Origin of the sequence: Dulcicalothrix desertica PCC 7102 (genome assembly GCF_003991905.1) — a bacterium.
GTDB classification, from domain to species: Bacteria; Cyanobacteriota; Cyanobacteriia; order Cyanobacteriales; family Nostocaceae; genus Dulcicalothrix; species Dulcicalothrix desertica.
The window spans coordinates 50,036-62,491 of sequence record NZ_RSCL01000034.1; the positions used below are offsets into that span (position 1 = coordinate 50,036).

15 protein-coding genes are annotated in these 12,456 nt (G+C 40.4%); 7 read left to right on the forward strand and 8 right to left on the reverse strand.

Translation table 11 applies throughout. From position 1 onward, the window contains the following. Positions 1–307: 307 nt before the first annotated feature. Positions 308–532, reverse strand: a complete 225-nt coding sequence (locus tag DSM106972_RS43735; RefSeq protein ID WP_127086593.1) for a hypothetical protein — start codon at positions 530–532, stop codon at positions 308–310. 325 nt (positions 533–857) lie between these two features. On the opposite strand from DSM106972_RS43735, the gene tatC reads away from it, so the two are divergent. Next, positions 858–1,643 (forward strand): twin-arginine translocase subunit TatC, encoded by a 786-nt coding sequence (tatC, locus tag DSM106972_RS43740; RefSeq protein WP_127086594.1) that lies wholly within the window; start codon positions 858–860, stop codon positions 1,641–1,643. A gap of 198 nt (positions 1,644–1,841) precedes the next feature. Continuing rightward, positions 1,842–2,291, forward strand: coding sequence for a GNAT family N-acetyltransferase (locus DSM106972_RS43745; protein ID WP_127086595.1), 450 nt, complete (start codon positions 1,842–1,844; stop codon positions 2,289–2,291). 172 nt (positions 2,292–2,463) lie between these two features. Here the strand turns inward: DSM106972_RS43745 and DSM106972_RS43750 are convergent, their stop codons facing one another. Next, the gene (locus tag DSM106972_RS43750) at positions 2,464–2,661 is read right to left on the reverse strand and encodes a hypothetical protein (RefSeq protein ID WP_127086596.1); all 198 of its coding nucleotides are present in this window, start codon (positions 2,659–2,661) and stop codon (positions 2,464–2,466) included. A gap of 498 nt (positions 2,662–3,159) precedes the next feature. Continuing rightward, positions 3,160–3,471: a DUF3067 family protein gene (locus tag DSM106972_RS43755; protein ID WP_127086597.1), complete on the reverse strand. Its 312-nt coding sequence runs from the start codon at positions 3,469–3,471 to the stop codon at positions 3,160–3,162. Between the two features lie 286 nt (positions 3,472–3,757). On the opposite strand from DSM106972_RS43755, the gene petC reads away from it, so the two are divergent. Both petC and petA read left to right on the forward strand, forming a co-directional pair. Continuing rightward, positions 3,758–4,297 (forward strand): cytochrome b6-f complex iron-sulfur subunit, encoded by a 540-nt coding sequence (gene petC, locus DSM106972_RS43760; protein ID WP_019491672.1) that lies wholly within the window; start codon positions 3,758–3,760, stop codon positions 4,295–4,297. 51 nt (positions 4,298–4,348) lie between these two features. Further along, positions 4,349–5,350, forward strand: a complete 1,002-nt coding sequence (gene petA / locus DSM106972_RS43765) for a cytochrome f (RefSeq protein ID WP_127086598.1) — start codon at positions 4,349–4,351, stop codon at positions 5,348–5,350. A 77-nt stretch (positions 5,351–5,427) separates the two neighbouring features. On the opposite strand, the gene DSM106972_RS43770 is transcribed toward petA, so the two are convergent. After that, positions 5,428–6,060, reverse strand: coding sequence for an SH3 domain-containing protein (locus tag DSM106972_RS43770; RefSeq protein ID WP_127086599.1), 633 nt, complete (start codon positions 6,058–6,060; stop codon positions 5,428–5,430). Positions 6,061–6,285: 225 nt separating this feature from the next. Between DSM106972_RS43770 and DSM106972_RS43775 the strand changes: the two genes are divergently transcribed. After that, on the forward strand, positions 6,286–6,510 hold the full coding sequence (locus DSM106972_RS43775; protein WP_186538464.1) for a photosystem II protein, Psb35-related: 225 nt from the start codon (positions 6,286–6,288) through the stop codon (positions 6,508–6,510). Between the two features lie 96 nt (positions 6,511–6,606). On the opposite strand, the gene DSM106972_RS43780 is transcribed toward DSM106972_RS43775, so the two are convergent. From DSM106972_RS43780 to tyrS, 3 genes are all read right to left on the reverse strand, one after another. Then, positions 6,607–7,212 carry a hypothetical protein gene (locus DSM106972_RS43780; protein WP_233787058.1) on the reverse strand — a complete coding sequence of 202 codons (606 nt, stop codon included), beginning with the start codon at positions 7,210–7,212 and terminating at the stop codon, positions 6,607–6,609. Then, on the reverse strand, positions 7,209–7,919 hold the full coding sequence (pyrF, locus tag DSM106972_RS43785; RefSeq protein WP_127086601.1) for an orotidine-5'-phosphate decarboxylase: 711 nt from the start codon (positions 7,917–7,919) through the stop codon (positions 7,209–7,211). Before pyrF ends, DSM106972_RS43780 begins: the two co-directional genes overlap by 4 nt. A 130-nt stretch (positions 7,920–8,049) precedes the next feature. Next, a complete protein-coding gene (gene tyrS / locus DSM106972_RS43790) occupies positions 8,050–9,288 on the reverse strand; it encodes a tyrosine--tRNA ligase (RefSeq protein ID WP_233787198.1) in 1,239 nt (412 codons plus the stop codon). 162 nt (positions 9,289–9,450) lie between these two features. On the opposite strand from tyrS, the gene DSM106972_RS43795 reads away from it, so the two are divergent. Next, on the forward strand, positions 9,451–11,373 hold the full coding sequence (locus DSM106972_RS43795; protein ID WP_127086602.1) for a transglycosylase domain-containing protein: 1,923 nt from the start codon (positions 9,451–9,453) through the stop codon (positions 11,371–11,373). A gap of 39 nt (positions 11,374–11,412) precedes the next feature. On the opposite strand, the gene DSM106972_RS43800 is transcribed toward DSM106972_RS43795, so the two are convergent. Next, complete coding sequence (locus tag DSM106972_RS43800; RefSeq protein ID WP_073618183.1) at positions 11,413–11,736, reverse strand: DUF1825 family protein; 324 nt, start codon at positions 11,734–11,736, stop codon at positions 11,413–11,415. Positions 11,737–12,083: 347 nt separating this feature from the next. Between DSM106972_RS43800 and DSM106972_RS43805 the strand changes: the two genes are divergently transcribed. Next, positions 12,084–12,455 carry an NINE protein gene (locus tag DSM106972_RS43805; protein WP_127086603.1) on the forward strand — a complete coding sequence of 124 codons (372 nt, stop codon included), beginning with the start codon at positions 12,084–12,086 and terminating at the stop codon, positions 12,453–12,455. Position 12,456 lies beyond the last annotated feature (1 nt).

The following is a 12,456-nucleotide window of genomic DNA, read 5'->3' on the forward strand; positions in this document are numbered from 1 at the left end:
CTAATATATCTAGTGTATAAAAAGATTTTTTTGTGACTCTCAGAAATCAAATTTTTAGTTTTTTAAAATATCCCCCTTATTTAACTTACTTAGCAAAAATCTATACTATTAAAATTAAAATCTTAAAATATCAATCAAAAAATATTTATAGCAACCAGTCTAACAGACCTAATTAAAGTTAGTTTAATTAAGCAACTAAGTATAAATGTTCTACAAAAATAAAAACAAACGAAAGCTCAGTTCGCTCTTGAATACTTTAAGCAAAGTATACAAGTAATGTTAAACTTTGGCTAAAAATAATTGTGTATCAATCTTTGCAGTTTCCTAGACGTAAACAGTCTTGAATTTTTTCGTCGCGTGCGGCAACTAAATAACTTGTTGACTGTGATTTATAGTTTTGCGGTATAAATACATTAGCTGTTTGACGGACACCTTGGTTTAAAACCGATGACCTTATAACAGCGAAACTCTCACCTATATTACATAAAAATACAGGTAATACCATCATTCCGAGACAAGCAATTCGACTCATATAAACCCCCAGCAAAATAAATGAATATGCTGGTAGATGCGACGATGATAATTGTGATAAAAAGAACTGAGCATCGTATGTTTTGTGATTGACTTAATATACTAATATTCAGTTCCAGGCGCCGAATTCCAAGCTACAAATAAAAAATTTGAATTGTTACAATTCGACTTCCTACTCATTTATGCACACAAAACCTTAGCCAAACCGGATGAAATTCGAGGTTAGGCACAAAAAAAAGTTCGTAGCGACTGCTGCAATATATACAATAGATACAATAGTTAATAGACTTCTGCCCAACGACTACCCACTCAGCTACTCGCGACTCATGACGACATCTAACGACGCAGCAACTACACCCGATATTGACCTCGAAGGGTACAATGATTCAGATAGCCCCGATAACGAGCTACCCGGAGAAGTCGAAATGTCGCTCTTCGACCATCTCGAAGAACTAAGACTACGAATTTTTTACTCGTTAATTGCAGTTGTCATATCAGCAGTTGGCTGTTTTATCGCTGTAAAACCGCTGGTCAAGCTTCTCGAAGTTCCTGCACACGGTATCAAATTTTTACAGTTGGCGCCCGGAGAGTTTTTCTTTGTCTCCATCAAAGTCGCTGGATACAGTGGTTTAGTAATTGCCAGTCCCTTCATTCTCTATCAAATCGTTCAATTCGTTTTGCCTGGACTCACACGTAAAGAACGTCGTTTGCTGGCGCCTGTAGTTTTTGGTTCAAGTATACTATTTCTTGGTGGTCTAGTATTCGCATACCTTTTATTAATTCCAGCAGCTTTAAACTTTTTTATTACCTACGGTGCCGATGTCGTCGAACAATCTTGGTCTATCGAAAAATATTTTGAGTTTATTTTATTACTTTTGTTTAGCACCGGGTTAGCGTTTCAAATCCCTATCGTGCAAATGCTGCTTGGCGCCTTAAATATCGTCTCATCAGCACAAATGTTAGCTGGGTGGCGTGCTGTAATTATGGGAGCAGTTGTTTTAGGCGCCGTTCTCACACCCTCCACCGACCCTTTAACACAAAGCTTATTAGCAGGAGCAGTACTCGTTTTATACTTCGGTGGTATTGGCTTTGTAAAATTAATCGGCAAATAAAGTAGCACAGGCCGGAATGCCTGTGGAGTGTATGTATTTTTATTTACTATAGAGACGCAGATGGCAACGGATGATGAACGGATGTAACGGATGGTTGATTTTAAATAACTAGATTTTGTTTGTAACGAGTAATTACAGCATTCAGGTACATGTAACTCAAATATTTTTCTCTTTGTTTAAAAGTACTTGTGACTAAAAATGGTAACATATTTTCGGTTATACAAATCTTCAGATTATGCTATCCTCGAAGCCATGATGCTTGCTCTTTATGCTGAAGACATTCAAGGTGAGCAAATGTCAGTAGTGAAAATAGCTAATACAGTTAATAAACTTACTGAGGAACCGAATCGAGGGTGTATTTACATTTTTGAACACCAAGAAAATTTGATTGGCTATGCCATATTAATTTATTTCTGGAGTAATGAGTTTGGTGGCGACATACTTAATATTGACGAGTTATTTGTGAAGAAAGAATACAGAAGGCAAGGTGTTGGCAGAAAGTTTTTTGATTTTCTGTCAAAGGAGTTTAAAAATAAAGTTGTTGCTTTTTGCCTTGAAACTACTAAGGAAAGTCACAACGCATATAATTTTTATCAAAAATTAGGATTTCGAGAACATAAAAATACTGTTTTATTCAAGCAGTTTTAGAATGTAACAGTAAGTTGTAGCACAGCCTGGAAAGCCTGTGCAGTCATATTCTATTTATCATAGAGACTTTGAGACGCTCCTGAACCAGAGCGTCTGTACATAGAGGAGAGAGGCGCCTACCCCTCAGTTAAATTCGAGGCAAGGTGCCACATGTAATAACACCAATTCTTAATTAAACAGTTGTTTTTTCTTGACGAAGTATTTCGCCAATTACAACTTGACAGCGTTTGCTAGCTTCGTATGCCCGACGCATTAAGATTTTACCAAGTTCACGGTCTGTAGCATGAACTTGGTTTGCTTGCCGACTATAGTCAGCAGCTTGTTTTGCAAGTTCTTTGGCACGTGCTTTTAACTGTTCTAAGGTTTTCACTGTTCGTCCTGTTCGGCGATTATATATTCGAGGTTAATAGCCTCTTCAAATAGTTTATCCGCTTGACTTTGCAGAAATATTGCATCGTCAAAATCATTGTTGCCTAAAGCTACTGGTTCGTGTGAAAAGTTTTGGTGTGTTCTTTCTTCTTATTTCTTCCTTAGCGCACTTTGCGTTCTTTGCGGTTCGTTTTTTCTACACTCCAAAATTAATGACACGAACCACTAGAGAAAGATGTTTTAGTAGAGAGAATCTAATTAGAGTTGATTTGAGTAAAGCTAATTTGACTGGAATTGACTTGGATTGCGCTAATTTGATTTAAATAAGAGGTTATTTATAAAGTTAATCTTGAAAAACTAAAATGTAGGTTGGCTTTATTGTAGTGTAACCTAACATTCTAACCATTATGTTGGGTTGCGCGATAGCGAAGCCAACCTACACAGGTTTAATATCTTTAATTTTGTATATAGAAGTATAAAATACTTTGCTCTCGTTTAACTATTCAATTAACCACTCAGTTGCACGCTCACCTAAATCAAGTGGTATGCTAACAGCTTTACCCAAGCGTGGTTTTTCGCGTGTTTGTAGAATGAACGCTTGTACTTGGGATGTGCCACCCATTGCATTTAAATAATTGGCTACGTCGTCTAAATGCGCTTGATACTCCCCTTCACTCAGTGGGAAAGAGGCTTGCTCTGCATACTTCCACATTATTTGGATAAATATCTTACCTTGTGTACGCCGAAATTGCACGTCGTATGAGTATCCCCACTTATCGATTAACATCTGGCGCAGTTCTTGTCCTGTCATAAATTTATTACCCCCACAATAATTTTACAATTTGTGATGATGTTAATTTACGTAACTCAAGTATGATAAGAATATAAAGAAATGTAATGCTACCATAAAAGATGCTGGGATCATCTCGCTTAAGGAGAGAATTCGGCAGGATGAAAGCGCGTTGCACTAGGGTTACCTCGTGTTCGTGCTGCCATATGAAATTGTGGGTCATGGCATCTAGATAAGACTAGAGTCTCAAGATAAAGTTAGAACTCAAGTCTATTTTGTTAACAAAATAAACAAAGAACCTAAGATTATGGCTCAATTTTCTGAATCAGCTGATGTGCCTGATATGGGACGGCGCCAGTTCATGAACCTTTTAACGTTCGGAACTGTGACAGGAGTAGCGTTGGGAGCATTGTATCCCGTCATAAATTATTTTATTCCGCCTGCAAGTGGTAGTGGTGGTGGTGGCGCCACAGCAAAAGACGAATTGGGAAATGATGTTAGCGTCACGAAGTTTCTCGATAGCCATAATGTAGGCGACCGTGTTTTGGTTCAAGGACTGAAGGGAGACCCCACATATATTGTTGTTGAAAGCAAGGAAGCAATTACCGATTACGGTATCAACGCAGTGTGTACCCATTTGGGGTGTGTTGTGCCTTGGAACGCAGCAGAAAATAAATTTAAGTGCCCTTGTCACGGTTCGCAGTATGATGCAACTGGTAAAGTAGTTCGTGGTCCGGCGCCAAGGTCTTTGGCACTAAGCCATGCCAGCACGCAAGATGACAAAATTGTCCTTACTTCTTGGACAGAAACCGACTTCCGCACTGGCGAAGAACCTTGGTGGGCTTAATTCTAAATATTTCCTAACCCTGAATCGCGAAAAACAGTAGTCCTTATTGAGATGAGAAAAACTTGCACAACGATGCGGTTAAATGCCGCTTTTAGAGTAATGACAAAATCATTGCTCGTTGTGATAGCCGCTGTGGGAATTATTTTCACCAGCGATATCGCATTACCCCAAACCGCTGCTGCATACCCTTTTTGGGCGCAGCAAACCTACCCAGAAACCCCTCGTGAACCGACCGGACGGATTGTTTGCGCGAATTGTCACCTTGCTGCAAAACCAGCTGAAGTTGAAGTTCCTCAAGCTGTACTACCTGACACTGTATTTGAAGCGGTTGTTAAAATCCCTTACGATACTAACGTGCAGCAGGTTGGTGCAGATGGTTCCAAGGTTGGTCTAAACGTTGGCGCCGTATTAATGCTTCCTGATGGTTTTAAAATTGCACCCGAAGACCGTATTCCTGAAGAAATGAAGGAAAAACTCAACGGTGTATATTACCAACCTTATCGTGAAGATAAAGAAAATGTTGTTTTGGTAGGACCCTTACCAGGAGAACAGTATCAAGAAATTATATTCCCTGTTCTTTCTCCCGACCCAAGAAGCGACAAGAGTGTTCAGTTTGGTAAATACTCGGTTCACTTAGGCGCCAACCGTGGACGTGGACAAGTGTACCCCACAGGTGAAAAGAGCAACAATAATCAATACACCGCTCCTGCTGCTGGTACTATCAGCAAAATAACCAAGCAAGAGGACGAAGACGGTAACGTTAAGTATGCGGTTGATATTCAGAGCGAAGAAGGAAAAACAGTTACAGAACTAGTTCCTGCTGGCCCTGAGTTGATTGTATCGGAAGGACAAACTGTAAAATCTGGTGACGCGCTCACCAATAACCCTAACGTTGGTGGTTTCGGTCAGAAAGATACCGAAATCGTACTTCAAGATGCTACCCGTGTGGGCTGGTTAGTTGGATTTGTTTCTTTAACCATGCTCGCGCAAATAATGCTGGTTTTGAAGAAGAAACAAGTAGAAAAAGTCCAAGCTGCCGAAATGAATTTCTAAATCTTGGTCAAATTAAATCAATATTTTACTATATAAGACAGGTTAAACAACCTGCCTTTTTTATTTGAATTTTATAACTAAGCTTGATAAACAATAAAATATACAGGTTTATGAGTGCGAATAAAATTCGTCATAATATCTCTTTCTTGAATAGTAGGCGTTGCAAAACAACCTGCTGTACCACTATTAGAATTTTGCCTCAAAGCAGAAGGGTCATAGTGAACTCCCAACTCTGTACGTCCAGTTGTAAAAGTGGGTGTCATTGATGACCATACACCACCAAACTCGCCATCTTTAAACTCTACAACTCCAGGAAAATCAAACTTATAAACGCCGAAAGGTAGAGGCGCCTGAGAACCCGCTACATCTGATGGTGTTTGGTTGTTTGCCCGACCAGATACTCCACGCACAGTGTTTATAACTCTACCGTTACTATCTATCAAACGAGTATTATATACTTTTAATCCATTAATATTTCCTGTTGTTCTATTCGCAACTATACGGGCGCCACGAATAACAGTTATAAAATCATTTGCAATCCAACGATTAGCTCCAATTTGTACCCATTTTCTAGAGCCTGATAATACAGGTTCACTAATTACATTTACTTCTGTACCGTTAACTAAAGAACCAACTGGTTCACCGTTTGCGCGATTACGAACTGTAAGAGAATCACCATCTTTTGTGGAAACATATGCAGTGAAAGCCATTAGTTTATACCTTATAAATAATTGAAGTTATTAGATTTATTGTTGTATTGATAAAAAATACTTCAACTTGTCAAAAACTAATTCCTGAAAATGGCTCAAAGTGCGGTATACCGTACCTAACGTACCGGAAAGCACACCAGCATTAATATTGCAACAAATGTAAATAATGCTTTACATTAGTTTACATAAGTTAATAAAGAGTTAACTAGGAGCTAGAACGTTATGATGACCGTATTAATTTCATTATTTGTAGTGGGTTGGGTTGCAGTTGCGTTGATTGGTAGTTTGGCGTATTTCATGGGTGAGCAAAGCAAACCTATCCATGAGCGCAATTGGAGTTCTGACTTTGATAAACTCGCTTATAGCATTACAGGCAAAGATGTTGATTACAGTGAGCGTATTCCTGCTTATGGGATGGATGCTTATGCTAGCCAAGTAGTTAAAGGTTAATTTTGAAAGCTTGTTTTTTATCAATATGAATATAAAAAAGAACCTCTTTAGTGCGGAGGTTCTTTTTGTATCACTGCACAGGCTTTTCGGCCTGTGCTACAAGAGGGTTGTTTTTTTGATTTTTTGCTGACGAATGGCTCCTGCTTGACAGTCACGTAACCATGCATCAACAGCTTGACCAACTACACCATTACTACTATCGCGCGGTGGACTTGGAACTTGTTTACTTACCGGGAATGAGCCAGTTTGAGTAAACATCATGACTTTACGCCAACCTGTACTAGTTTTCGTTACCAGTAGCCAGTGAAATTCTTGTAACTCTACAGCTTGCTTTGCTATATACCGTCGCTCTAACGTTGTAAAAAATATTTGTTCGACACCTTCAGAAAGAGTTTTTGCCGTATTTTCACTCGTAACATTTGGATTTAGTGGCAAAGGTTTAAATTCTGGTCTACCAGCAGTAAGCATGTAGCCGAAAGTGTCGCCTCTGCGAGTCAGGCGCCTAGCACGTTGAGCAGCACGATTTGCGTAGCTAGGCAAATCTCGCATTAGGTTAGTAGTAATTAATTCTAGACTTTGCTCTCGACACAAGCTTTCGCTTTTGTTAACACTCCAAACAGGCAACGAGAATACATTCGAGACAAATAGCCACAACCCACATAAGAAGCACAAGCTATAACTTTTCCCGACTGTAAATATCATACTATTGCCACTTCATCGCATATCATTTTCCAGGCTAGCGCAGGTTCCCTGGCGGCGGTGATGGGACGACCGATGACAAGGAAACTGGCGCCTGCTTGGAATGCTTTTTTGGGGGTAAAAGTGCGCTGTTGGTCACCTTTTTCCGCCCAATCCGGACGAACACCAGGACATACTAGCATCCAATCATCACCACATGTATTACGTAGTTGTGCCACTTCTTGAGGTGAACACACGGCGCCATCCAAGCCAGCTTCTTTTGCCATTAATGCCATTTGTAAGGCATATTCGGGCAGTTCTAGAGGTATTCGCAGGTCAAAAGCTAATTGGCGCGAGGAAATGCTGGTAAGCAAGGTAATAGCGATTAATTTGGGGGGTTCAACGCCTACAATTGCGGCGCCTTCTTTTACTGCTTCGGTTGCTTTCATTAAAGCGTCACGTCCATTTGTAGCATGAACGGTAAGTAAATCTACGCCATAACGCCCAGCAGCACGACAGGCGCCTGCAACAGTGTTAGGTATATCATGAAATTTCAAATCGAGGAAAATTCGTTTTTGGCGAGATTTTAAAATTTCGAGAATTTGCGGACCAGTGCTTGTAAACAGTTCCAACCCAACCTTCCAAAAGGTAACATCGGGTAATTTATCAATAAGCGTGACAGCATCATCAATTGTAGATACATCCAAAGGAACAATTATTTTGTTAGACATATTGCTAGGGGCGGGTTAACAAATATCCTACAACGGAACAAAAATAGTTTGTGAACCCGCCCTTACGAAAGGCGCCATATCATCCACAAACGTGATATACAGGAGAGACGTGATATATCACGTCTCTACATTACGGTATTAGGCGAATAAAATTTTTCTTTCCTAGCTGTAAAACTTTACCGTGTAACTCTTCAGGGTTTTGAAAAGTTGTTTCGGCATCAGAGACCTTCTCAGAATCCAACTTTACCCCCCCCTCCTGAATCTTACGCCTACCTTCACCCCCGCTTTTACACAACCCACTTAAATTTAAAATTGAAGCTAACCGCGCCGGAAATTCAACGCCAGATAAAGAAAACTCTGGAATTTCTCCTTGCTGACCAGCAGATTCTGCTGCTTTTTTGGCTTCGGCAGCAGCAACTTCACCGTGATAGTGTTTAACTACTTCCCAAGCTAGGAGTTTTTGCTTATCGCGCGCTTCTGTGGGCAAACTATCTAAAGGTAAATTTGTTAACAGTTCAAAATAAGATTCCAACAAATTATCAGGTGTTGCTTGAAGCTTTTGGTATTTATTATTCGGATGCTCTGATAAACCTATGTAATTATTCAGAGACTTCGACATTTTTTGTACGCCATCAGTGCCTATTAAAATCGGTGTTAATAAACCAAACTGAGGCTTCTGTCCAAAATGGCGCTGTAAGTCACGCCCCACAGCAATGTTAAATTTTTGGTCAGTACCACCTAATTCAACATCTGACTCGACGGCAACAGAATCATAACCTTGCATTAACGGATACAGGAACTCATGAAGGAAAATAGGGTTCTGTGCTTTATACCGGATGTCAAATCCTTCTTTCTCAAGCATTTGTCCTACAGTCATTGTAGAAAGTAACTCTAAAATTTTGGCTAAATCTAGTTTGGCTAGCCATTCCGAGTTATAACGGATTTCAAGACGGTTGGGTGTATCAAAATCTAATATGGGACGTACTTGGTCAAGATAAGTTTTGGCATTTTCACGCACTTCTTCTGTAGTTAATTGGCGCCTAACATCAGATTTACCTGTTGGGTCGCCAATACGAGCGGTAAAATCACCAATAATCAAAACTGCCGTATGTCCTGCATCCTGAAAAGCTCGTAATTTTCGCACAGGTATGCTATGACCTAAATGTATATCTGTGCCAGTAGCATCAATACCCAACTTTACTCGCAAAGGACGGTTAATTTTTGTTAACAAATCTTCAAGATTTTCAGTTTCGCTTGCCTTATCGGTAGCATGTGGGAAAATTTCTACAGTACCACGATGCAACCACGTTTGGGGGCGCGCTCCTACAGGAGTCTGTTGTAAAGTCTTTAAGGAAGACTGATTAGTTATACTTTGCACTTCTTTTAGTCAGGTTGATTACAGTCAATATAAAGTCAATATAAATTTAACGCGCAGCGTTTGGAGCCAAACTAATATAATTACAAAAAATTGACCGCGAGCAAAGCCCTTTTGAAAATATACTTACATATACAAGTGAGGAAGTGAAATCCCGTGTCGTCTAGGACTTTTGAAGATAAAAACCCCCGAGGTCAGACTGCATCTGGTTTTGAGTTTATAAAGGGAGTTGGTCAGGTAACTGGCGGCACCTTACTCGCCATTACCATGCTGACAAGTTCGATTGTTGCTGGAGGGCTGGTAGGATTAGCGATTAGCTTCCGCAATCTCCCCGATGTCAGACAGCTACGCAATTTTTTCCCCTCTGAAACCACTTACTTCTACGATGTTAAGGGTAAACTCCTAGCGAGTATCCACGGGGAAGCAAACCGCGAAGTAGTACCTCTTGACCGCATTTCACCAAATATTAAGCGCGCAGTACTCGCGAGCGAAGACAGTGACTTTTATTTTCACCACGGTATTAACCCTAAAGGTGTTGGACGTGCCCTAGCTAGCAACCTCAGAGGTGGAGGTGTCCGCGAGGGTGGTTCGACGATTACGATGCAGTTGGTGAAAAATTTATTTTTATCGCGTCGTCGTGAATTTACCCGTAAAATCGCAGAAGCAGTACTCGCTATTCGTTTAGAGCAAATTCTCTCCAAAGACCAAATATTAGAAATGTACCTCAATCAAGTTTATTGGGGTCATAATAATTATGGTGTACAAACCGCAGCGCGCAGTTATTTCAACAAAGCTGCTGAGAATTTGACTATAGCAGAATCAGCGATGATGGCTGCTTTAATTCAGGCGCCGGAAGAATATAGTCCCTTTGCTTCGATGAAAAAAGCGAAGGAGCAGCAAGAAATTGTGCTGGGACGAATGCTCACATTGGGTTGGATAACTCAAGCCGAACACGACCAAGCAGTAAGTGAAAAAATTAAACTAGGTAAAATCCGTTCGTTTCAAGGTAGCGCATTACCTTATGTAACGAACGCAGTATCATCAGAATTAGCCAAAAAATTTGGACGTGAATCACTGCTCAAAGGCGGGATGCGCGTCCAAACAACCGTTGATTCTGAGTTTCAACGCATGGCGGAAGAAACTGTTGGCAAGTGGCACGGAAGACTTTTACGTCAAGGTTTATATAAAAACCAAATAGCTTTGGTAGCTGTTGACCCCAGAACGCACTTTATTAAAGCGCTTGTGGGTGGTGTCGATGCCAAAACTAGTGAATTTAACCGTGCGACACAAGCTTTACGTCAACCAGGTTCATCATTTAAGCCATTCGTTTACTACGCAGCTTTTGCAACTGGTAAATACGCACCAAGCTCAACAGTCGTAGATTCTCCAGTTAGCTACCGTGATGGTGATGGCTGGTATTTTCCAAGAAACTACGATGGTGGTTTCGCAGGCGCCATGTCAATTCGTACTGCCCTAGCACAGTCGCGTAACATTCCAGTTATTAAACTAGGTAAAGCGATAGGTATGAACAAAGTCGTTGAAACGAGTCGTACCTTGGGAATAATGAGTCCAATGGAACCTGTAACTTCCCTACCATTGGGCGCCATAGGTGTAACACCATTAGAAATGGCAAGTGCTTACGCTACTTTCGCAAACTACGGTTGGCAATCTCCGTCAACCGTAATTATGCGCGTCACCGATAGTAGCGGTAATGTCATGCTTGATAATACGCCGAAACCCCAATTGGTTCTTGACCCTTGGGCAAGTGCATCAACTATTGATATTATGCGTGCGGTAATTACTGAGGGTACAGGTAAAAACGCGGCAATTGGGCGCCCAGCAGCAGGTAAAACGGGTACAACATCTTCAGAAAAAGATATTTGGTTCGTAGGAACCGTACCGCAATTAACAACAGCTGTTTGGGTCGGTCGAGACGACAACCGACAACTTGCAAGTGGCGCCACGGGTGGTGGTATGGTGACTCCTATCTGGGCTGATTTCATGCAACGCGCACTCAAAGGAGTCCCAGTACAAAACTTCAAGTCACCATCACAATTCCCACGTCCAAAATCAGACTAAAATACACGTTGTAGAGACGTGATTAATCACGTCTCTACATTATTTTTGTTTTTCAAGTTCTGCTTTCATGCGTTGCAAGGTCATCTCCATTTGGTCAAACATCTGTTGTGGGGTAACACCAAACTGACCAAGCTGGGTTTTGAGCTGTTCCATTGTCATTTGTGCCATAAAGTCTTCGGATAGCTCAAAGCGCTTCATAAAAATTCGATAGCGCTCCATCATTGCTTCCATTTGTTCGATAAACAACTTTTTGCCTTCACGGTCAAATTTACCGTAACCATTACCAAGTTTAATCAAAGCTTGGTAATCATCAAACAGCAGCTTTGCTTCTTGTTGAATTATGTCAGAGTCAAAGAATCCCATGTTGCTCCCGGTTCGCTGAGTCACAACTCCCAGCAAGTTCTTATATTTTTATAACTTTTACCTCTATAATTTCATTCTAGTCTAGGCTGATAATCTGGTAAGCTATGGTTTCTGTACGGTTTTTTACCGCGATTCCAACACTTGACGCTAAAACCTGCCTTTGTAGGTATCCTGATGGCAAGAATTAGCTGAATCTAATAACCTTTATGAAAAAATCTTACAATATATAGTATACATTTTTGTTAAAATCGCACTCAGAAACCTGGTTTATACGCAAAATCATTATTTTCATCACAAGACATCAACAAAAAAACCAGGTTTCTATAACTTATTCATTAGTTAAATTTATGTTTAAAAATCAGCATAAAAACCGTAGTATCGCTGCTGTATTAGCTTTTTCTGGAACGCTGACTGTTTCTGGATTACACAAGTTTTACCTTGGACAACCTTTGTGGGGTGTAATATATGTCCTACTCTCGTGGACACCAATACCAAAAGTTGCCAGTGCCATTGAGGGAGTTTGGTTTTTAGCTCAGGATGAAGATACTTTTGACCGTAATTTTAATTTAGGTTCCGCAGCCAGAATTTCTCAAGCTGCGGGTAAACAAGTTTCTTCCATTGCCGAAGCACTCCGTGAACTAGAAGCTTTACGTCAAGATGGCTTAATTACTGAGTACGAATTTGAACAAAAGCGGCGCCAGTTACTTGAACATATCTAAT

Coding starts and splice junctions, on each gene's coding strand:
- DSM106972_RS43735 (WP_127086593.1), bottom strand. CDS start 532: ATGAGTCGAATTGCTTGTCTCGGAATGATGGTATTACCTGTATTTTTA.
- tatC (WP_127086594.1), top strand. CDS start 858: ATGACGACATCTAACGACGCAGCAACTACACCCGATATTGACCTCGAA.
- DSM106972_RS43745 (WP_127086595.1), top strand. CDS start 1,842: ATGGTAACATATTTTCGGTTATACAAATCTTCAGATTATGCTATCCTC.
- DSM106972_RS43755 (WP_127086597.1), bottom strand. CDS start 3,471: ATGACAGGACAAGAACTGCGCCAGATGTTAATCGATAAGTGGGGATAC.
- petC (WP_019491672.1), top strand. CDS start 3,758: ATGGCTCAATTTTCTGAATCAGCTGATGTGCCTGATATGGGACGGCGC.
- petA (WP_127086598.1), top strand. CDS start 4,349: ATGAGAAAAACTTGCACAACGATGCGGTTAAATGCCGCTTTTAGAGTA.
- DSM106972_RS43770 (WP_127086599.1), bottom strand. CDS start 6,060: ATGGCTTTCACTGCATATGTTTCCACAAAAGATGGTGATTCTCTTACA.
- DSM106972_RS43775 (WP_186538464.1), top strand. CDS start 6,286: ATGACCGTATTAATTTCATTATTTGTAGTGGGTTGGGTTGCAGTTGCG.
- DSM106972_RS43780 (WP_233787058.1), bottom strand. CDS start 7,212: ATGATATTTACAGTCGGGAAAAGTTATAGCTTGTGCTTCTTATGTGGG.
- pyrF (WP_127086601.1), bottom strand. CDS start 7,919: ATGTCTAACAAAATAATTGTTCCTTTGGATGTATCTACAATTGATGAT.
- DSM106972_RS43800 (WP_073618183.1), bottom strand. CDS start 11,736: ATGGGATTCTTTGACTCTGACATAATTCAACAAGAAGCAAAGCTGCTG.
- DSM106972_RS43805 (WP_127086603.1), top strand. CDS start 12,084: ATGTTTAAAAATCAGCATAAAAACCGTAGTATCGCTGCTGTATTAGCT.